The organism is Burkholderia sp. 9777_1386 (assembly GCF_015712265.1).
Classification (GTDB): Bacteria; Pseudomonadota; Gammaproteobacteria; order Burkholderiales; family Burkholderiaceae; genus Burkholderia; species Burkholderia cenocepacia.
Genome location: NZ_JACCQB010000040.1, coordinates 1 through 17,917, shown reverse-complemented (window position 1 = coordinate 17,917; position 17,917 = coordinate 1). Strand labels below are relative to the sequence as shown.

Annotated in this window: 20 protein-coding genes; 12 read left to right on the top strand and 8 right to left on the bottom strand. The window is 66.9% G+C overall.

The features are described from left to right. Positions 1-33: 33 nt before the first annotated feature. On the top strand, positions 34-537 hold the full coding sequence (locus H0X91_RS25175) for a universal stress protein (RefSeq protein WP_077020700.1): 504 nt from the start codon (positions 34-36) through the stop codon (positions 535-537). Then, positions 534-1,367, top strand: a complete 834-nt coding sequence (locus H0X91_RS25170; RefSeq protein WP_196433434.1) for a universal stress protein — start codon at positions 534-536, stop codon at positions 1,365-1,367. Before H0X91_RS25175 ends, H0X91_RS25170 begins: the two co-directional genes overlap by 4 nt. 48 nt (positions 1,368-1,415) lie before the next feature. On the opposite strand, the gene H0X91_RS25165 is transcribed toward H0X91_RS25170, so the two are convergent. Next, on the bottom strand, positions 1,416-1,886 hold the full coding sequence (locus H0X91_RS25165; RefSeq protein ID WP_077020699.1) for a universal stress protein: 471 nt from the start codon (positions 1,884-1,886) through the stop codon (positions 1,416-1,418). A gap of 248 nt (positions 1,887-2,134) precedes the next feature. On the opposite strand from H0X91_RS25165, the gene H0X91_RS25160 reads away from it, so the two are divergent. From H0X91_RS25160 to fnr, 3 genes are all read left to right on the top strand, one after another. Further along, positions 2,135-4,129 carry a PAS domain S-box protein gene (locus H0X91_RS25160; protein ID WP_196433433.1) on the top strand — a complete coding sequence of 665 codons (1,995 nt, stop codon included), beginning with the start codon at positions 2,135-2,137 and terminating at the stop codon, positions 4,127-4,129. Next, complete coding sequence (locus tag H0X91_RS25155; RefSeq protein WP_034202946.1) at positions 4,126-4,773, top strand: response regulator; 648 nt, start codon at positions 4,126-4,128, stop codon at positions 4,771-4,773. Before H0X91_RS25160 ends, H0X91_RS25155 begins: the two co-directional genes overlap by 4 nt. Positions 4,774-5,197: 424 nt before the next feature. Beyond that, a complete protein-coding gene (gene fnr, locus H0X91_RS25150) occupies positions 5,198-5,971 on the top strand; it encodes a fumarate/nitrate reduction transcriptional regulator Fnr (RefSeq protein ID WP_034202947.1) in 774 nt (257 codons plus the stop codon). Positions 5,972-5,996: 25 nt separating this feature from the next. Here fnr and H0X91_RS25145 read toward each other — a convergent pair whose 3' ends face one another. After that, positions 5,997-6,986, bottom strand: a complete 990-nt coding sequence (locus H0X91_RS25145) for a zinc-dependent alcohol dehydrogenase family protein (protein WP_077020697.1) — start codon at positions 6,984-6,986, stop codon at positions 5,997-5,999. A 172-nt stretch (positions 6,987-7,158) separates the two neighbouring features. On the opposite strand from H0X91_RS25145, the gene H0X91_RS25140 reads away from it, so the two are divergent. The 5 genes from H0X91_RS25140 to H0X91_RS25120 all read left to right on the top strand — a co-directional run bounded on the left by H0X91_RS25140 (position 7,159) and on the right by H0X91_RS25120 (position 11,847). Further along, positions 7,159-8,166 (top strand): Acg family FMN-binding oxidoreductase, encoded by a 1,008-nt coding sequence (locus tag H0X91_RS25140; RefSeq protein WP_109341831.1) that lies wholly within the window; start codon positions 7,159-7,161, stop codon positions 8,164-8,166. Positions 8,167-8,185: 19 nt separating this feature from the next. Then, positions 8,186-8,521, top strand: coding sequence for a c-type cytochrome (locus H0X91_RS25135; protein ID WP_034202950.1), 336 nt, complete (start codon positions 8,186-8,188; stop codon positions 8,519-8,521). Between the two features lie 22 nt (positions 8,522-8,543). Further along, positions 8,544-9,572 carry an LOG family protein gene (locus tag H0X91_RS25130; RefSeq protein WP_196433432.1) on the top strand — a complete coding sequence of 343 codons (1,029 nt, stop codon included), beginning with the start codon at positions 8,544-8,546 and terminating at the stop codon, positions 9,570-9,572. 173 nt (positions 9,573-9,745) lie between these two features. Then, positions 9,746-9,946 carry a hypothetical protein gene (locus H0X91_RS25125; protein ID WP_230626873.1) on the top strand — a complete coding sequence of 67 codons (201 nt, stop codon included), beginning with the start codon at positions 9,746-9,748 and terminating at the stop codon, positions 9,944-9,946. 143 nt (positions 9,947-10,089) lie between these two features. Further along, complete coding sequence (locus tag H0X91_RS25120; RefSeq protein ID WP_196433431.1) at positions 10,090-11,847, top strand: SulP family inorganic anion transporter; 1,758 nt, start codon at positions 10,090-10,092, stop codon at positions 11,845-11,847. A gap of 88 nt (positions 11,848-11,935) precedes the next feature. Here H0X91_RS25120 and H0X91_RS25115 read toward each other — a convergent pair whose 3' ends face one another. Continuing rightward, complete coding sequence (locus tag H0X91_RS25115) at positions 11,936-12,175, bottom strand: hypothetical protein (protein ID WP_077020693.1); 240 nt, start codon at positions 12,173-12,175, stop codon at positions 11,936-11,938. Positions 12,176-12,223: 48 nt separating this feature from the next. Then, positions 12,224-12,874 (bottom strand): BON domain-containing protein, encoded by a 651-nt coding sequence (locus tag H0X91_RS25110; RefSeq protein WP_077020692.1) that lies wholly within the window; start codon positions 12,872-12,874, stop codon positions 12,224-12,226. A gap of 230 nt (positions 12,875-13,104) precedes the next feature. Here H0X91_RS25110 and H0X91_RS25105 point away from each other — a divergent pair, with 230 nt between their 5' ends. Beyond that, positions 13,105-13,770 (top strand): nitroreductase family protein, encoded by a 666-nt coding sequence (locus tag H0X91_RS25105; protein ID WP_196433430.1) that lies wholly within the window; start codon positions 13,105-13,107, stop codon positions 13,768-13,770. A gap of 105 nt (positions 13,771-13,875) precedes the next feature. Here the strand turns inward: H0X91_RS25105 and H0X91_RS25100 are convergent, their stop codons facing one another. The 4 genes from H0X91_RS25100 to H0X91_RS25085 all read right to left on the bottom strand — a co-directional run bounded on the left by H0X91_RS25100 (position 13,876) and on the right by H0X91_RS25085 (position 15,951). After that, positions 13,876-14,310 carry an Hsp20/alpha crystallin family protein gene (locus H0X91_RS25100; protein ID WP_196433429.1) on the bottom strand — a complete coding sequence of 145 codons (435 nt, stop codon included), beginning with the start codon at positions 14,308-14,310 and terminating at the stop codon, positions 13,876-13,878. Positions 14,311-14,487: 177 nt separating this feature from the next. Further along, on the bottom strand, positions 14,488-14,763 hold the full coding sequence (locus tag H0X91_RS25095; protein ID WP_034203424.1) for a DUF1488 domain-containing protein: 276 nt from the start codon (positions 14,761-14,763) through the stop codon (positions 14,488-14,490). A 70-nt stretch (positions 14,764-14,833) separates the two neighbouring features. Then, positions 14,834-15,307, bottom strand: a complete 474-nt coding sequence (locus H0X91_RS25090; protein ID WP_077020691.1) for a universal stress protein — start codon at positions 15,305-15,307, stop codon at positions 14,834-14,836. 203 nt (positions 15,308-15,510) lie between these two features. Further along, positions 15,511-15,951 (bottom strand): hypothetical protein, encoded by a 441-nt coding sequence (locus H0X91_RS25085; protein WP_034202959.1) that lies wholly within the window; start codon positions 15,949-15,951, stop codon positions 15,511-15,513. Between the two features lie 315 nt (positions 15,952-16,266). Here H0X91_RS25085 and H0X91_RS25080 point away from each other — a divergent pair, with 315 nt between their 5' ends. Beyond that, on the top strand, positions 16,267-17,871 hold the full coding sequence (locus tag H0X91_RS25080) for a bifunctional aminoglycoside phosphotransferase/ATP-binding protein (protein ID WP_196433450.1): 1,605 nt from the start codon (positions 16,267-16,269) through the stop codon (positions 17,869-17,871). The last annotated feature ends 46 nt before the right edge of the window (positions 17,872-17,917 follow it).

Below are 17,917 nucleotides of genomic sequence, written 5' to 3'. Positions count from 1 at the left end.
TGAGTTCATCCACATCCGTTCAAGGGAAATGCCATGTACTCGAACATTCTGGTTGCGCTCGACGGCAGCGACACGTCGTCCCGTGCACTCGACGCCGCGCTGGATCTCGCGGCGGAAACGGGCGCGCGGCTGACACCCGTCTACGTCGTCGATTTCTTGGTGCCGGCCTACGACATGTACGGATACGATCCGTCGATCCTGGTCGATTCATTCCGTGAAGAAGGATTGCGCGTGACCGAGGACGCCGCGCGACGCATGAAAGCACGCAGCGTGACCGGCACGCCGCAGATTTCCAACGTGGCGCCGGCAGGCGAAGACATCCCGCACCGGATCGTCGGTCTCGCGGGCGAGATCGGGGCCGATCTGATCGTGTTGGGCACGCATGGCCGGCGCGGCGTCCAGCGCCTCTTCCTCGGCAGCGTGGCCGAGCGCGTGCTGCGTCAGGCCAAGTGCCCGATCCTGATGATTCCGGCGAGTTGCGCGGCGAAGGCGTCTGCCGAGGCCACCGCGGCATCAACCGAAAAGGAGCCGTCATGAGCTACAAGACCCTGCTCGTCCATCTCGACGACAGCGAGCGCTGTGCGACGCGCGTCGACCTCGCGCTCGAACTCGCGGGACGCTGGAACGCCCATCTGATCGGCCTCTACGTGGTCTGCCAGGACCTGTTCGAGCCGTTGCGGCGACCGAACGAACCGCTGAAACTGGCCGTCTACGAACGCCTGTGCGACCAGCGACGCAAGGAAGCAGAAGAGAAATTTCTGATCGCCGCCGAACGCGCCGGACGCAGCGTCGAATGGCAAGCGCCGACGGGCAACGCGACCGAGGCCGCGATCCTGCATGCGCGCCACGCCGATCTGCTGGTGCTCGGCCAGGAGAACCCGGACGACCGCATAACCTACGTGGCCCCCCATTTCATCGAGGATGTCGTGATGGGCAGCGGACGCCCGGCGCTCGTCGTGCCCTACGCAGGCGACGTGCGAACGCTCGGCGAGAACGTGCTGATCGGCTGGGACGGCGGGCGCGAAGCCGCCCGCGTGATGGCCGACGCACTGCCGCTGCTCGCCCGCGCACGCTTCGTCAACGTCGAGACGGTCGCCCGCGGGCAACCGGATCCGGACAAGACGCCAGCGGGCGTCGACGTCGCCGCGTATCTCGAACGGCACGGCGTTCGCGCTTCGTTCTCGACCACGCCGCGGGAACGGTCGGTGAGCGTGGGCGCGACGCTGCTGAACCGGGTGACCGATCTGCATGCGGATCTGCTGGTGATGGGTCTGTACAGCCATGCGCGCATGCACGAACGCGTGCTCGGCGGTGTCACCCGCACGATCCTCGAGACAATGACGGTGCCGGTCCTGCTGTCTCACTGAGCAAGCAAAAACGGGCAGCCGCTTGCGGCTGCCCGCGTCTTGCCGCCCTCACAGCACGCCGGCACACGCGCCCGGCCCTTCCCGTACGACCAGCACCGGCCGGTCTGCGATGCGCACCAGCGATTCGGCAACGCTGCCGAGCAACGCGCGGCGCACGCCGCGCCGGCCATGCGTGCCCATCACGATCAGATCCGCATCGCATTCGGCCGCGGCTCGCGCCAGCACGTCCGATATGTCCTCTCCGCACGCGTCGATCGTTTGCGCGATGCCGCGTACGCCAGACAGCTGGAACGCGGCTTCCGCGTCCGAGACCGCGATCGCGGCCTTGTCGGCGTCCAGTCCGGCCGGGTCGCGCTGGTCGATATAGCCGCTGTCGACGTCGGCCAGCCGAGGCGCATCCGATACCACGCACATGGCGATGACCAGGCTGCCCGCCTTGCGGGCGAGCGCAATCGCCTCGTCGAGCGCGAGCCGCGCACTGCGGCTGCCGTCGAGTGCCGCAAAGATCCTTTGGTACATGGTGCCTCCCTGCCGTCATCCCGGTTCGATCGGTTCCTGAAACCAGTCTGATCCCGGCATGCGTCTTTCCGTTGACGCGCATCAAGCCCGCACGGCGCCGTCCGTACTCGTCGGTCCCGATTGGCGAACGTCGGGAAACCGCGCACAATTTAGTGCGATATCGCAGTTGCGGCCCGCCCCGCTGTTCGTGCCTCGCGTCCGGCCCGCCGCCAGCCAGCCACCGACGAAGTCCGTCAGGATGAACGGCAATGACATCGAATTTGCCCCCTTTCAGGACCGGGCCGGCGTCGCACCGGATCCGGCCCGCGCGATATGCAGCGATGGCCGCGCTGCTGACGCTGGCGCTTGGCCTGACTGCAACGTTTGCCGCATCCCGGATACTGCAGAACGAGGCACGGCACGCCGCCCAAGCGAGGTTCGAGCTAACCGCGACACTCGCGAAGGCCGACCTTCAGCGCACGCTCCTCGGCGCGGCGGCCGTATTGCGCAGCGCGCGCGGCTTCGCGTCGAACTTGCCCGTGCCGCAATCCGGGGCGGCATGGCGCCGCTATCTCGCCAGTCTGAATCTGGACGGATTGCAGTCGCCAGTCCGCAATCTCGGGAGAATCGAGCCGAGCGCGGCGGAGGACAATCAGGCGACCCGGCAAGCGCTGCAGCGCGCGGCGGAAACCGGCAGGGTCGCGCTCTCCGCGAATGCGATCCAGGACAGCACCGATGCGACGATCGCTCGGACGGAGCTGACGCTGTACCTGCCGATTTATGCGAACGCTGAAGACATTGCTTCGTCCGTGCCGCGGCACGCGACGGCCATCGGGTACGTTTTTGCCGCGCTGAATGCGGATCGCCTCGTCGATTCGTCCGTTCTCGATCGGTTGCACCTGGAAATCACGGCCGACGACCCAGCCGCGCCGGTGTATTCCGGAGGCTTCGGCGCCGGCGACTCGACCGCCGCCAGCGACATGCTCCGGCGAACCGATTCACTGACGTTCGGCGGCACGCCGCTCTCGCTGCGCTACAGCGCGCCGCGCGCCGATACGGTCGGCGTCATGATGGCCGTGCTGCTGGCCGGCACCGTGCTCTCGCTGATGCTGGCCGCGCTCGTGCAGCAGGTCGTCGCGAAGCCCGGGCTCACCGGTACACCCGGCGGCGGCAGCCAACCTACCGAGGCGCGGATGATGGGCATCATCCGGTCGTCGATGGAGGCCATCATCACCGTCGACGAAAACCAGACGATCGTGATCTTCAACCCGGCCGCCGAACAGGTATTCGGCGTCTCCGCGATGGAGGCGGTCGGCGCGCCCCTGTCCCGTTTCATCCCCGAGCGCTTCCGTGCCGCGCACGCGCGACACGTCGAGCAGTTCGGCGTGACGGGCGTGTCGGAGCGTCAGATGGGGCGGCAACGCGTGCTGTTCGGCCTGCGCGGCGACGGCACCGAATTTCCGATCGAGGCGTCGATCTCGCAGATTCGCGACGGCGCCGGCAAGCTGTACACGGTCATGCTGCGTGACGTGACCGAGCGGGTGCGCGCGGAAAATGCCCTCAAGCAGTCGCGCGAGGAACTGCGTGACCTATCCGCCAACCTGCAGAACGTACGGGAAGAAGAGAAAACGCGCATCGCTCGCGAATTGCACGACGACCTCGGCCAGCAACTCACCGCGCTCAAGATGGACCTCTCGGCCGTGGAGCTGGGGCTTGCGGGTAACGTCGCCCCCAACACCGGCACGCGCGAGCAGTTGGGCGGCATGCACCGCCTGATCGATTCGATCGTTGCGTCGGTGCGGCGCATTGCGGCTGATCTGCGGCCGGTGATGCTCGACGACTTGGGCCTCGTCCCGGCGATCGAATGGCTTGCAAACGATTTCACGCGCCGCTATCGGATCACGGTCGACCGTGAGCTGCCGCCCGTCGATACCGCGTTCACCGGCACTGGCGCGACCACGCTGTTCCGCATCGTGCAAGAGGCGCTGACCAACGTCGCGCGACACTCGGACGCGACGAACGTGACGCTGGCATTGAAAGTGGAAGACGGATATTGCATGCTGCGCATCGCGGACAACGGTCACGGCGCGCCCGAGCACGCCGGCACCGTGCAGGACCGCCCGTCGTTCGGCCTGATCGGCATCCGTGAGCGCGCGCACATGCTCGAGGGTACGGTGACGATCGACAACCGGCCGGGACAGGGATTCACGATTACCGTGGCGCTGCCGCTTCACGCCATCCAGCAAGGAGATGTGCTGTCATGATCAGGGTACTCATCGCCGACGACCACGCACTCGTCAGGGACGGTCTTCGGCACATTCTCCAGAACGCGAGCAGTTTCGAGGTCGTCGGCGAAGCGCAGGACAGTGCGTCGACCATCGCGCTCATGCGCGACACGGAGGCCAACGTGCTGGTGCTCGACCTGTCGATGCCCGGCCGCAACGGCGTCGAACTCATCAAGCAGATCAAGGACGAGAAGCCGGGACTGCATATCCTCGTACTGACGATGCATGCCGAACAGCAATATGCGGTGCGCGCATTCCGCGCGGGCGCCTCGGGCTACATGACCAAGGAAAGTGCCAGCGCCGAACTGGTCGCCGCATTGACCAAGATCGCGGCCGGCGGCGTCTACGTCAGCCTGCCCATGGCCGAGCAGTTCGCGCAGAGCCTGAACGAGCCGACCGATCTCCTGCCGCATCAGCGGCTGTCTGACCGCGAGTTCGACGTCTTCCGGCGCGTCACCACCGGCGAGTCGATTTCCGAAATCGCGCAGGCGCTCTGCGTCAGCGTGAAGACCGTCAGCACGTACAAGACGCGGATCCTCGAAAAGATGCAGCTGCCGAACGACACGGCACTCGTGCGCTACGCGATGCGCCACAAGCTGTTCGAGGACCCGGACGAGCTCTGACGGCGGCATCGGGCGCAGTGGCGTCGCCGCCCGAATGTCGAGTTGGCATCTGTGGCGAAGGCCCGACCGGCGCGGCGACGCCACGCCCGCCATGAGCGTCCGGCGCACGCCCACGATGCTCGCGACAAGTTGCCGCTCCCCTGTAGGAAACCACCTACAAGACTTCCCTATCACCTACTGCAACTTCAATTCCGGCTGATTTTCTTGACGTCGCGCAACATCCATACTGCACATCAAGAAAAACGAACCAGCGAGCCTTCCGGAGCAAGGGCAACATCATCGTCGAGACCGGCGCATCGGTCTTCCGACGCGCCCGGGGGGCTTTCCCGACAGGAAGGCGGCACAGACCAAGGCCGCCGGTACAACGGCCAGCGCGCCACCGCCCGACGGCGAACCGCCGCTGCCCCCCGAACTGGAGCCGATCATGCAGAGCAGTGCCGAAGTCTCGACGACCATGCCGTTACGCCCGTTCATCCCGCTGCATCCCGTCGAACCGGCGGATCAGCCCAAGCGCGCTGCGTCCCGCTGTTCGACGTGCGCATTGCGTACCGTCTGCCTGCCGCCCGATCTTTCGCCCGACGATTTCGTGCGCGTCGACGCGATGATCTGCACGACGCGCCACGTCCGGCGCGGCGAAACGCTGTTCCGCGCGGGCGACGCATTCAACAGCATTTATGCAGTGAGAACCGGATCGTTCAAGACCATCGTGATGCATCGCGACGGCGACGAGCAGATCACCGGCTTCCAGATCGTCGGCGAATCGCTGGGGCTCGATGGCGTGCACTCCGGGCACCACAACGGCGACGCGATCGCGCTCGAGGACAGCACGGTCTGCATCATCCCGTTCGGCCAGCTCGAGCAGATGTGCCGCGAAGTGCGGCCGATGCAGCATCACGTGTATCAAATGATGAGCGGCGAGATCGTACGCGAATCCTCCCAGATGCTGCTGCTCGGCACGATGAGCGCCGAGCAGCGCGTGGCCGCGTTCCTGCTGAATCTTTCCGCGCGCTTCAAAGCGCGCGGCTACTCGGCCGCGGAATTCGTGCTGCGGATGACGCGCGACGAGATCGGCGAATATCTCGGGATGAAGCTCGAGACGGTCAGCCGCATGCTGTCGAAGTTCCAGCACAAGGGGCTCGTCGCGGCGCAAGGCAAGCAGATCCGGATCGTCGACTCGGACGGCCTGCGGCAGATCTGAGCGCGCCGCGACGCCGTCGAGCCGATCAACCGCGCATGCCCAGCACGGCGGCGCCCGATACGCGCCCGCCGCGCAGGTCGTCGAGTGCGCGGTTCGCATCGGTCAGCGCGTAGCGCACCGCCTCGACCCGCAGCGGCATCGCGGCGGCGATCCGCATGAATTCCACCGCGTCCGCACGCGTCAGGTTGGCCACCGACGCGATGCGGCGCTCGCCCCACAGCCACGCGTACGGAAAGCCCGGGATGTCGCTCATGTGAATGCCGCCGCACACGACGATCCCGCCTTTGTCGACCGCGCGCAGCGCGGCCGGCACCAGTGCGCCCACCGGCGCGAAAATCAGCGCGGCATCGAGCGGCTCCGGCGGCGCTTCGTCGCTGCCGCCGGCCCACGCGGCACCCAGCGACAGCGCAAGCTGCTGCGCCGCCGTGTCGCCGGGCTTCGTCAGCGCGAACACCTTGCGTCCTTCCAAATGCGCGACCTGCGCGACGAGATGGGCCGCCGCACCAAAACCATAGATGCCGATGCGACGGGCGTCGCCCGCCATGCGCAGGGTTCGATATCCGATCAGGCCGGCGCACAGGAGCGGCGCCGCCTCCAGATCCGAATAGCGTTGCGGCAGATGCACGCAATAGCGGTGATCGGCGACCGCGCATTCGGCATAGCCGCCGTCGATCGTATAGCCGGTGAATCCGGGGCTGTCGCACAGGTTCTCGCGGCCGGACACGCAATACGCGCAATGTCCGCACGTCGACCCAAGCCAGGGAACGCCTACCCGGTCGCCTACGGCGAAACCCGTCACGCCTTCGCCCGGTCGGCGCACCGTTCCAACGATTTCGTGACCCGGAATCAGGGGTAGCTTCGGGTGCGCGAGCTCGCCGTCAACGACGTGCAGATCGGTCCGGCACACGCCGCATGCGTGTACATCGATCAGCAGTTGGCCCGCCGTCGGCGACGGATCCGGCACGCGCGCTTCGCGCAAGTGCGGTGTCGTACCGTCAAACATCATCGCAAGCATGCTCGCCTCCCCGCGCGACCCGTTTCGCGCGCTTCGCTTCCAAGGCTAGTCGTCTGGCACCGCGTGCGGTCGGCCCGATGACGGGCGCTTGACGTGGGTCAACGGCCGCCGGACGGTTGCTGACACGATGAAGTGGCGTGATGCCGCCCGAGCGGCAACCTGGAGATGATCGATGATATCCGTTCCCCCGCTTGCCGCAAGCGCCCATCCCAACCATCAGTTGAGGGAGTTGCTGGGCTACGCGGTGCTGGCTCCGTCCAGCCACAACTCCCAGCCGTGGCGCTTCCTGGTCAACGGCGCAACGATTTCTTTGTGCGCGGATCGCGTTCGCGCGTTGCCCGTGGTCGATCCGTTCGATCGCGAACTGATCATCAGCTGCGGCGCGGCGTTGCTCAACCTGCGTGTCGCGCTCGATCACGCCGGGCTCGCCCACACGATCAGCACGTTCCCTTCCGAAGTCGACCCTGATCTCCTTGCGACGGTCCGGGTCTGCGACGACGGCTATTCCGATGCGTCGCTCGGCGCGCTGTTCGATGCGATTCCTGACCGCGTCACGACGCGCGCCCCCTTCGAATCGACGGCCGTGCCGGACGAGATCCAGCAAGAGTTGATCGCGGCCGGTGTCGCGGAAGGCGCCGACGTCGCGTGCGTCGACTCGATCGCGCATCGCGCACGCGTAGCGGAGCTGGTTGCCGAGGCCGACCGTCAGCAGTTCTCGGACCCCCGCTTCCGGCGCGAGCTGGCGAGCTGGATCGATCCGCGCCGGCACGACGACGGCATGCCTGCATTTGCGGCAGGCGTGCCGGCGTTGCTGGACTTCGCCGCGCCCGTCGTGACGATGGCGGTACGGACCTTCGATCTCGGCAACGGGCTGGTCGCGCTGCATCACCAGCTCGTCGGCGCATCGCCGTTGATCGTGTGCATCGCGACCGTGCGCGACGATCGCGAAGCGTGGCTCGCCGCCGGCCAGGCGCTGGAGCGCATCCTGCTCGTTGCGACGCGCGCGGGCTATACCGCGTCGTACCTGAACCAGCCGATCGAGACGGCTGGGTTGCGTGCCCATCTATGCCATATGCTCGAGCTGCGCGGCCAGCCGCAGCTGCTGCTGCGCGTCGGGCGCGGTCCGCATACGCTGCATTCGCCGCGTCGCCCGCTCGACGAAGTGGTCTCCTTCTCCTGATCTCGACGAGGAAACGAACATGAGCATCATGCGTTGCGCCGCCCTCTGCGCGATTGCGCTGACGGCCGGCACGGCCGCCGCGCAGACGACCGTGCCCGAGCCGACCGAACTCGTCAACGCGCAGCACTGCATGTTCTGTCATACGCCCGACATGACCTTCCTCGGGCCGTCGTTTCACGAGATCGCCGAGCGGTACCGCGACGATCCGCACGCCGCCGCGGAGCTGGAACGCAAGCTGCGCGTCGGCGGTCGTGTGCATTGGGGTAACACGCCGATGCCGTCGGCCATCGATCGCGGCGGGCCGCTGTCTGCCGACGACGCACATCTGCTCGTGCAATGGGTGCTGAGCCAGTGACCGTCAAGCGGCGCTTCCATTGATGTCGCCCCCCGCCAAACGCGCTCCCGCCGATATGGCAAAAGGCGCCGCTCGCCGCCGTCCGGCCCCCGTCGCGACGATTGCGAAGGCGCGCGGCAAACGGCTGCGCGCGAGACCCGATGCCATTGTCCGCAACGACGCCGCCCAGCCCCTGTCGCGCCGCGCGCGGCGCGTCAGCAAAAGCCGGCACCGCTCCCCGGCCGACGACGATGCGCCCCTTCTGCAGGGTTCCGGCATGCGCGGCATCCGGCTGCAATTCGATTACTGGAAAGCCGAGGAGCGCCTGCAGAACGAGCGGATCGGGCATGCGGTCGTGATTTACGGCAGCACGCGTATCGTCGCGCCATCGGTCGCCAACGCGCGGCTGGACGAAGCGAATCGCCTGCTCGCGGAGCGTCCGTACGACCCGAACCGGCGGCGCGCCGTCACGATTGCCAGCCGGCTCGTCGAATACAGCGTGTATTACCGCGTCGCGCGCGAGTTCGGGCGCATCGTCGCTCATGCCGACCGGTGCACGCGCACCGCGCGGCTCGCCATCGTCACCGGCGGCGGCCCCGGCGTCATGGAAGCCGCCAACCGCGGCGCCTACGAGCGCGGCGCCCCGAGCATCGGCTTCAATATCGAGCTGCCGCGCGAACAGGCGCCGAATCCGTACATCACACCGGATCTCTGCTTCCGGTTTCACTATTTCGCGATCCGCAAGCTGCATCTGCTCGAACGCGCGAAAGCAGCCGTCTTCTTCCCGGGCGGCTATGGCACGTTCGACGAGCTGTTCGAGGTGCTGACGCTGCTGCAGACACGCAAGATCGTGCCGCTGCCGGTCATCCTCGTCGGCGAGGCGTACTGGCGCCGCGCCGTCGACCTGGCGTTTCTCGCAGACGAAGGGATGATCGACCGGCGCGACCTGGAATTGTTCACGTATTGCGAATCCGCCGCAGCGATCTGGCACGCGATCGGAAGCTGGTATGCGCGGCGTCGCGAACGCGCGCCGGCACGCTGCAAGGCGTCGCCGAAGCCACGCGCGGTGTAGGAATCCGCCGACGACGCGGGCGCGATTCCTACCGCGACTTCGGGGCCGGCTGATTGAATCGGGGGCGCGCGACAACGATACTGAAACCACGGATACCGGCCGACCGGCACACCGATCGCACAACAACCTGGAGAGACGTCATGTCACACGCCGACTATCGTTCCGATTCGGAGATGCGGGCCGCCACATCCGACATGTCCGACACAACCGCGCTCGACACGGTGGCACTCGTCGCACTCGCTCGAGACGCCGGCATGCTCGTGATACTCGACGGGCAGATCGGGCGCGAGCGGTACGAAAGCGTGACGGGATCGATCGCCACACTGGCCCGCTTCGCACAGGCGCTGCAGCTATCCACGCTCAAGGTTGCGTGATGCCCGGCATCGTGGCGTCGTGCGTCGGCCGCTCTCGGCGCGCGGTTTCGCGCGTCCGTTCAGGGGCGGCCACATTCCGATGAACGCCTGCCTGTCGGGGCGAGGCAACCCGTTCGTCCCGACCTCTCCCGGATGAAGCCGCGATGAACCGCCCGTTATCCGGACGGATCACCCGCGCGCTCCCGGGTGTCGCGCTTCTCGCGCACTATCGGCGGCCGTGGCTTTCGCGCGACCTCTACGCGGGGATCGCGCTTTCGGCCGTCCTGGTGCCGGTCGGCATGAGCTACGCGCAGGCAGCCGGACTGCCCGCCATCACAGGCCTCTATGCGTCGATTGCCGCATTGATCGCCTATGCGCTGCTCGGCCCGAGCCGGATCCTCGTTCTGGGCCCGGATTCCGCATTGGCGGCACTGATCGCGGGGGCCATCGCACCGCTCGCCGCCCACGATCCGCAGCGCGCGATCGCGCTTTCCGGCGCGCTGGCGCTGTCGGCCGGCGCGATCTGCATCCTGCTCGGCGCGCTCGGTCTCGGCTTCGTCACCGATCTGCTGTCGCGCCCGATCCAGTATGGTTACCTGAACGGCATCGCCATCGCGCTCGTGGTCGGGCGGCTGCCCGAACTGTTCGGCATGCCGGTGTCGGGCAGCGACGTCTTTTCCAGCGTGCCGCACATCGTGCATGCTTTCGTCGACGGTCGTTTTTCCACCGCTGCCGGTCTGCTCGGCGTCGCGGTGCTGGCGGCCATCATTCTGATCAAACGCGTGACGCCGCGCTGGCCCGGCATATTGATTGCCGTGCTGGCGGCAACGCTCGTCGCTCGCCTGCCGCCGTTGCACGGCATCGCCACGGTCGGCGCGTTGCCGGCCGGCATGCCCGCCCCGCACCTGCCGGCCGTCTCGCTTTCCGACGTGGGCGCACTTGCGTCCGGCGCGATCGCCGTAGCACTGGTGTCATTCGCCGACATCAGCATGCTGTCGCGCGCGCTTTCCGCACGGGCGGGCGACGCGCCGGACCGCAACCAGGAGCTGATCGCACTGGGCGCGGCCAATCTGCTCGCCGGCGTGACGCAGGGCTGCGCGGTCAGCAGCAGCACGTCCCGCACACCGGTCGCGATCGCCGCGGGCGCGCAAAGCCAGGTCACGAATGTCGTCGCGGCCGCGTGCATCGCGATTCTGCTTATTGCCGCGCCGATGCTGCTCACGTTCGTCCCGCGCACGGCACTGGCCGCTGTCGTGATCTATGCGGCATTCGGCATCGCCGACATGCGCAGCGTCGTGCGGCTATACCGGATGCGCCGTGGCGAATGCCTGATTTCGATGCTGTGTTTCGCCGGCGTGATCGGCATGGGCGTCGTACCCGGCATCCTGCTCGCCAGCGCGCTGTCGCTGCTGTCGTTCGTCTGGCGCGCCTGGCATCCGTACGACGCGGTGCTAGGCCGGTTGTCGGGCGTGCGCGGCTATCACGACGTCGCGCGGCATCCGGACGCGGTGCAAACGCCCGGGCTCGTGTTGTTCCGCTGGGATGCGCCGCTCTTCTATGCGAACGTCGAGATCTTCTGCGAGCATGTGGACGCCGCGATCGCACGAGCGGCAGGCCCCGTCACGCGCATCGTGGTTGCCGCCGAGCCCGTCACCGACATCGACGTCAGTGCCGCGGATCGACTCGTGGCGCTGCACGAGGAACTCGGGGAACGCGGCATCGCGATGAATTTCGCGGAGATGAAGGGGCCGGTGAAGGACCGCCTGCGCGCCTACGGCCTGTTCGACATGTTCGGCGCGGCCAGCTTCTTTCCGACCGTGACCGATGCGGTTGCCCGGCATGTTCGACGGCCGGAGCGGCATGCGCGTGGCTGCAAGAGAAAGCGCGCGCAGCGCCGGCGCATTTCGCGCAAGACGCGGTAGACGACCGTGGCACGCATCGATGCGGCAGCCGCCGCGCCGCATCGCGCGACAGGACCGACGCCTTCGTCGACCAGCCCCACCCACCGGTTCAGACCGTGAAGGTGTTCGACTTCTTCATCTCGATCCACGTCATCCCGGCGCGCAGCGCGTCGATCGCGGCTTCGCGCTCGGTTGCATGCGTCCTGCTGTGCGAGAACGTTCGCTCGCAAGCGCCGCCCGGCGCTTTGAGCGTGACGTGGATCCGGCAACGGAAGCCGCCGGATTCGGCCGCGACCGTCTCGATCGCAACCGACCAGTCCGCTTCGTGAACTTCACCCGACAGTGTCATCCGACCGCCCTCCTGACTCGCCGCGAATCGCACATCCGCCAGCCGGACTTACTCGACCACCAGATCGTCGACGACGGCACGCACGCCGCGCGCGGACCACGCGGCACCGCGCACGGCCTTGCGCTCGGAAAACGAGCCGACCTTGCCGGACAGCCGCACAGTGCCGTCGTGCACGTCGATCGCGATGTGCTTCGCCTCGCGCTCCGCGTGACGCATGATCGCGCGCTTGATGTTGCCGCCGATGTCGTCCGCGCCGACCGTCCCCTGTACCGCGATGTGGTCGGTCACGCCCGTCACGCTGCGCATCTGCGAGATCGCGCGCACGGCCAGATGGCTCTGGTACGCCCAGTCGACCTTGCCGGACAACGTGATCCAGCCGCGTTCGACCTGCACCTTGACCGCGTCGTCATGCAGACCGACCGTCCAGTGCAGCACCGAGCGCACCGCTTTCGCGATGTCCTCGTCGGTGCGCACGTCGTCTTCCGGCAGATGCACGGTCATGTCGACGACGAGCGCCTTGACACCGGCCACGCGGTTCGCCGCGCGCTCGATCGCCAGCTTCTCCGCGTAGCTAGGCGGGTGCCCCGAAAGCGTCACGATCCGGTCGGTCACCTCGACGCCGATGCGTGTCGAATCGATCGACGGATCGGACTCCAGTTCGTCCTGGACATCCTGCTTCAACTGCTTGTCGGTTTTCATCGTCTGCTCTCCTGTGAGCCGCGGCGTGCCTGTCCGCCGCACGTTGCCAGATTTGCACACGCGCGGCGCCCGAGCGCTGATACAGGTCAACGGATGCCGCACGCCGCACGTCGTGGCCGGTTGGTGCCCCGCTTGACGGAAGTCAAGCCGCTACGGCCCGGCCGTCTTATCGTGAAATCGCCGATGCGCGACGTTCCAGGCACGCGCAATCACGCTTCAAGGAGACTCGCATGACCGAACAGCAGCTGTTGGCCTATTCGCCGGCGCCCGTGATGCAGCCGGCGTCGCCCGAAGGCGACTCCCCGGCGATCGTCGATCTGCCGCGCCCGATGCTCGACAACGACGTGCCGCTGATGGCGGCGCTCGCGACCCGAATGAGCTCCCGCGAATTCGCCTCCACACCGCTCTCGCCGATGACGCTTGGCACCATGCTGTGGGCGGCCGACGGCATCAACCGCCCGGCGAGCGGCAGACGCACGGCGCCGTCCGCGCACGCATTCAATGAAATCGACATCTACGTCGCGCTGCCTTACGGCGTCTATCGCTACGATGCGCTCGCGCATCGGCTCGTGCTGAAACACGCGGTCGATGCGCGCAACCTCACGGGCTATCAGGACTTCGTCGGCCGCGCGCCGCTGGATCTCGTCTACGTCGTCCGGACGGCGGCGATACTCGACATGCCGCCGCAGCAACGCGACGTGTTCTCGGCGATTGCGGCCGGCGCCATCGCGCAGAACGTCTCGCTGTACTGCGCGGCGGCCGGCCTCGGAACGGTCGTGCGCGGCTGGATCAATCACCGCACGCTCGCCGACGCGCTGCGGCTGAACGAGGACGAACTGCCGATCCTCGCGCAGACGGTCGGCTATCGGCCCGGCAGTACGCCATCGCATGCGTGAGGGCAAATGCTTGCGTTCCAACGAAACAGCGCGCGGATCGCTCCGCGCGCCGGATCCTCCCGATGGGCGACGCGTGCCTGCGTCGCCCGTTGCCCATCGTCACGATTAGCTGATCGTGAGTTTCTTCTGCCCGACCGGCGCCTTCTTCGGCAGCGTCAGCGACAACACGCCATCCTGATACGTCGCCGTCGCGCTGGCATCGTCAATGTCGCCGGACAGCGAGAACGAGCGGCTGATCGCACCGCTGTAGCGCTCGCGCCGGATCACGCGCTCGCCGTCCTTCTGTTCGTTGCTGCGCTCGACCTTCGCATTGATCGAGACGGTGTTCCCCGTCACCTGGACGTCGATGTCGTCCTTTGTGACGCCTGGCAGTTCCGCGTTGACCGTATACGCCTTGTCGTTTTCGGTGACGTCGATCTTCATCGACGCGAGATCGGGCTCGTCTGCCAGTGTCATGCCGCGCAGCGGCCTGAACAGCCCCTGGAACAGATCAGATACTGGCTCGATCGAAAACGGATCGTAACGCGTCAAATTGTTCATGGTTCGCACTCCTCGTACGGTGACGGACGACCGGCGCTTTCGTCCCGACAGCATCGGCCGCAATGAAGATCGGATGGCGCGACACCACATGCCGCGCATGGGACGAGTAATCTTTCAAGATCCAGCGTACCCGCACGCCCCGGCACGCGCTTGATGCGCGTCAAGGGTGGCGGTCGGCTACGTACAGAACCGGAAATGGCCGCTGTGGAGCAGGATCGGCCGTCCGCCGATTTCCTCGAGCAGGCGGCGGGCAGCGCGCTCGATGGCGGGACGATGGCGCGCAAAGGCGTCGACGAGATCCTGCTCGCGAGGCGACGCCGCGCGGAAGTGATCTTCCAGCGCGGCCGACGTGATCGCGCAGCGCACGCGGCGACCTTCGACGAGCGCCGGGAAGCTGAGCGCGGACTCGAGGTCGCAATACGTCGGATGTTCGGAAGGAAACGATATCTGCATGATGATCACCTGGGCAGGTGGCGCACTGGCCGGCAGCGACACTAGGGCTCGTTCACGCTAATAACAGGCCCTAAGCCACCGCAACCGTGGCGGGTGAGGTATCCTCGCCGCGCACGAGCAGGACCGGGCAACTCGATGCGCGAAGGAAACGTTCGGCGACGCTGCCGAGCACCAGCCGCCGAACACCGCGTCGACCATGCGTGCCGATCACGGCCAGATCGATCGCATGATCGACGACGTAGCGCTGCAGGCGCTCCGCGACGTCCTGGCCCAAATCGGTCTCGATGATTTCCGTCTCGCCGTTGACTGCCGCGCGCGAGATCGTCCGGTCGGCGTCTCGCAAGATCGCGGCGCCATGGTGCCGGATCTCGTCGAGCAAGGCTTCCGGCTCCATGCGGCCGCCGTAGGCGAACAGCGTGGATTTGTCGACGACGAACACGGCAAACAGGCGGGCGCCGCATAAACGGGCCATCCTGAGACCTTCGTCAAGCGCCCGATTCGCCGAAGGACTGCCGTCCGTCGCAACCATGATATTCGTGTACATGCGAACCTCGCTGATGAACCAACGCGCCGGCGGCGTCCGGATTCGCTTCCATCATCGGTGCTCGCCGCAAGCACGCGTTGACCGAGGTCAACGGTTTGGGGCCGCTACGAAACCGGCACGAGAAGAACATGGCGGCCGTTGGCCGGCATCCGGCCGACCGATAGGCGAGACGCCGCATTGCCGAGGGCCGGCGGAATCTGCCGTTAGCCCGACGGTTTCTCGTCTGACCGGAAGCCTTGCTCGATCTGAAGGATTTTCCTGGCGCACAGATCGTATTGCCATCCCGGGCCGCCGTTACTGTCATACATGCCCTTGCACATCGCCTTGAGCCGGATCACTGAGCCGCCCCCGCCCGATTCCGCGCGTGACGCCCAAAGATAGACTTCGCCAGCCAGATACGGTTGCGCCGTTTCGATCCGGTCCGCACTGGATCGCGTGATTCGGGTTGACGAATGATCCTGGACGTAGCGCCGCGTGCGGCTCCACGCACGGTCGCATTCGGACGGAGTCGAACACTGCAGCGATGCGGCCTGACGCATCGCAAGGAGTTGCGTCTCCGTCGACCTGAAGGTCGCAAGCCGGTCCGGTCCAGCACACGCACCCAGCGCAAGCAGCACGCCAACCATCATAATCCGTCGTTTCATCGCCAATGCCTCGCGAGGCCGTGAGTTTCGCACATGGTCACGCGCCGCTTTACGCTGGCGCTGCAATCGACTGTATTTCCGCCCCTGCGAATGCAGTTGACCTGCGTCAAGCGCCATCTCGCGCGGCAGGCTTGACTGGCATCAAGTCGGAAAGCGCCGTGGTCGGTTGCAATGGTGTTCGTCGAGTCGGCAATTCCCGACCTGCCAGCCGGACCAAGCGACATCGGGCAGACGAGAACATGCGTGCTCGTTTCGAATCCAACCCGCCGTGTGCGGCAACCCGAACACGCACCCCGTATAACCGATCCGTTCATCATGTCCCGATCGCCGCATATTCCGTTCGCGCTGAGTCGCGGAGATGCACGACGAAAGTCGACGCACTTCGATCGCGCAATGCGTCGACCCGCCACCTATCCTCACCCCGCGGGCCGGATCGAGCGGATCGAAACCCATCTGTCCGTCGTTTACCTGGCCGGGTGCTATGCGTACAAGCGCATCAAGCCGGTGCACTTCGCCTTCGTCGATCTCACGCGGCCTGCACAACGGCGCCGCTGCGCGCTCGCGGAATGCACGCTCAATCGGCCGTTCGCCGGCCCGCTGTATCTGGGTGTCTGGCCGCTCGTCTCGCACGGCCGGCGATGCGCGTTCGCTGAACCGGTGCCGGCCGGCGGGCGCCGGCACCGGCAGCAGACGGTGCCGGGCGAGTACGTGGTGCGCATGCGCCGGTTCGATGCGCGGGCGATGTTGTCGGTTCGCAGCGCATCGCACGACGACGGTCTGGCGGATGCGGACGCCCTCGCCGATACGCTGGCCCGCCATCATCTGCACGCGCCGCGCCGGGCGCCGCGCGGCCATCCCGGCAGCGCGGCAAGCGTTGCGGCCCAGTGCCGGCCCTTGCTCGACACGCTCGACGTCACGGTGCCGGACGAAGCCGCGCTGCGCGTATGGTACGAAGCCGAACTGACCCGCATCGCACCGTTGCTCGTCGATCGGCATGCGCGCGGTTTCGTGCGCGCGTGTCACGGCGACCTGCATCTCGAGAACATCGTGCGCTGGCGGAATCGGATCCTGATGTTCGACTGCATCGAATTCGACGACGCGCTGCGCTGGATCGACGTGGCGAGCGATCTCGCGTTCGCGCTGATGGATTTCTCCGCTCACGGACGCGAGGATTGTGCCCACCGCCTCCTTTCCGCCTGGCTGGCACGCACGGGCGATCATGCGGCATTGGGCGTGCTGCCGTGCTACTTCGTCTACCGTGCGCTGGTACGCGCGCTGACCGCCCGATTGCGCGGCGACGGAGCGGCACGCGCCGGCTATCTGCGCGTTGCGTCGACGATGGCCGACGCACGACGCGACGCGCAGCCGACGTTGCTCTTGTGTCACGGGGTTTCCGGCTCGGGCAAATCGCTGGCCAGCCGTGCACTGGCCGCGCAACTCGGCGCCATCCGGTTGTCCAGCGACGTCGAGCGCAAGCGCCTGGCCGATGCATCGGCCAACACCCGCCTGTCCCCCGGCGCCTATTCGGACACCGCGATCGACGACATCTACGGAACACTGCTTTCGGAGGCTCGCGTGGTGCTCGACAGCGGCTACACGGCGATCATCGACGCGACGTTCCTGCGCCGGCACAACCGGACGGCGTTCATCGCCCTCGCCGCGCGGCTCGGCGTGCGCGTCGCGATGCTCGATTTCACCGCGAGTCAGGCGACGCTCACTGCGCGTGTCGCGGCCCGGGCGGCACACGGACGCGATGCCTCGGATGCCGACACCGCGGTACTGGCCCGGCAGATCGAGCACGCCGACCCGCTCACCGAAGCCGAAACCGCGATCGCGATTCGTTTCGACACCGATTGCGATGCCTCAGCGTACGAAAACCGCGCGTTCTGGGCGCCGTTGCTCGCCACGCCGCGCACATAAGCATGCGGGGCGAATGCCTCGGGCAAGCGGCTGGGCTGGGCTGGGC

Bases quoted from the DNA above. Each gene is read 5' to 3' on its own strand.
- H0X91_RS25175 (WP_077020700.1), top strand. From the start codon at position 34: ATGTACTCGAACATTCTGGTTGCGCTCGACGGCAGCGACACGTCGTCC.
- H0X91_RS25170 (WP_196433434.1), top strand. From the start codon at position 534: ATGAGCTACAAGACCCTGCTCGTCCATCTCGACGACAGCGAGCGCTGT.
- H0X91_RS25165 (WP_077020699.1), bottom strand. From the start codon at position 1,886: ATGTACCAAAGGATCTTTGCGGCACTCGACGGCAGCCGCAGTGCGCGG.
- H0X91_RS25160 (WP_196433433.1), top strand. From the start codon at position 2,135: ATGACATCGAATTTGCCCCCTTTCAGGACCGGGCCGGCGTCGCACCGG.
- H0X91_RS25155 (WP_034202946.1), top strand. From the start codon at position 4,126: ATGATCAGGGTACTCATCGCCGACGACCACGCACTCGTCAGGGACGGT.
- fnr (WP_034202947.1), top strand. From the start codon at position 5,198: ATGCAGAGCAGTGCCGAAGTCTCGACGACCATGCCGTTACGCCCGTTC.
- H0X91_RS25145 (WP_077020697.1), bottom strand. From the start codon at position 6,986: ATGCTTGCGATGATGTTTGACGGTACGACACCGCACTTGCGCGAAGCG.
- H0X91_RS25140 (WP_109341831.1), top strand. From the start codon at position 7,159: ATGATATCCGTTCCCCCGCTTGCCGCAAGCGCCCATCCCAACCATCAG.
- H0X91_RS25135 (WP_034202950.1), top strand. From the start codon at position 8,186: ATGAGCATCATGCGTTGCGCCGCCCTCTGCGCGATTGCGCTGACGGCC.
- H0X91_RS25130 (WP_196433432.1), top strand. From the start codon at position 8,544: ATGTCGCCCCCCGCCAAACGCGCTCCCGCCGATATGGCAAAAGGCGCC.
- H0X91_RS25125 (WP_230626873.1), top strand. From the start codon at position 9,746: ATGCGGGCCGCCACATCCGACATGTCCGACACAACCGCGCTCGACACG.
- H0X91_RS25120 (WP_196433431.1), top strand. From the start codon at position 10,090: ATGAACCGCCCGTTATCCGGACGGATCACCCGCGCGCTCCCGGGTGTC.
- H0X91_RS25115 (WP_077020693.1), bottom strand. From the start codon at position 12,175: ATGACACTGTCGGGTGAAGTTCACGAAGCGGACTGGTCGGTTGCGATC.
- H0X91_RS25110 (WP_077020692.1), bottom strand. From the start codon at position 12,874: ATGAAAACCGACAAGCAGTTGAAGCAGGATGTCCAGGACGAACTGGAG.
- H0X91_RS25105 (WP_196433430.1), top strand. From the start codon at position 13,105: ATGACCGAACAGCAGCTGTTGGCCTATTCGCCGGCGCCCGTGATGCAG.
- H0X91_RS25100 (WP_196433429.1), bottom strand. From the start codon at position 14,310: ATGAACAATTTGACGCGTTACGATCCGTTTTCGATCGAGCCAGTATCT.
- H0X91_RS25095 (WP_034203424.1), bottom strand. From the start codon at position 14,763: ATGCAGATATCGTTTCCTTCCGAACATCCGACGTATTGCGACCTCGAG.
- H0X91_RS25090 (WP_077020691.1), bottom strand. From the start codon at position 15,307: ATGTACACGAATATCATGGTTGCGACGGACGGCAGTCCTTCGGCGAAT.
- H0X91_RS25085 (WP_034202959.1), bottom strand. From the start codon at position 15,951: ATGAAACGACGGATTATGATGGTTGGCGTGCTGCTTGCGCTGGGTGCG.
- H0X91_RS25080 (WP_196433450.1), top strand. From the start codon at position 16,267: ATGTCCCGATCGCCGCATATTCCGTTCGCGCTGAGTCGCGGAGATGCA.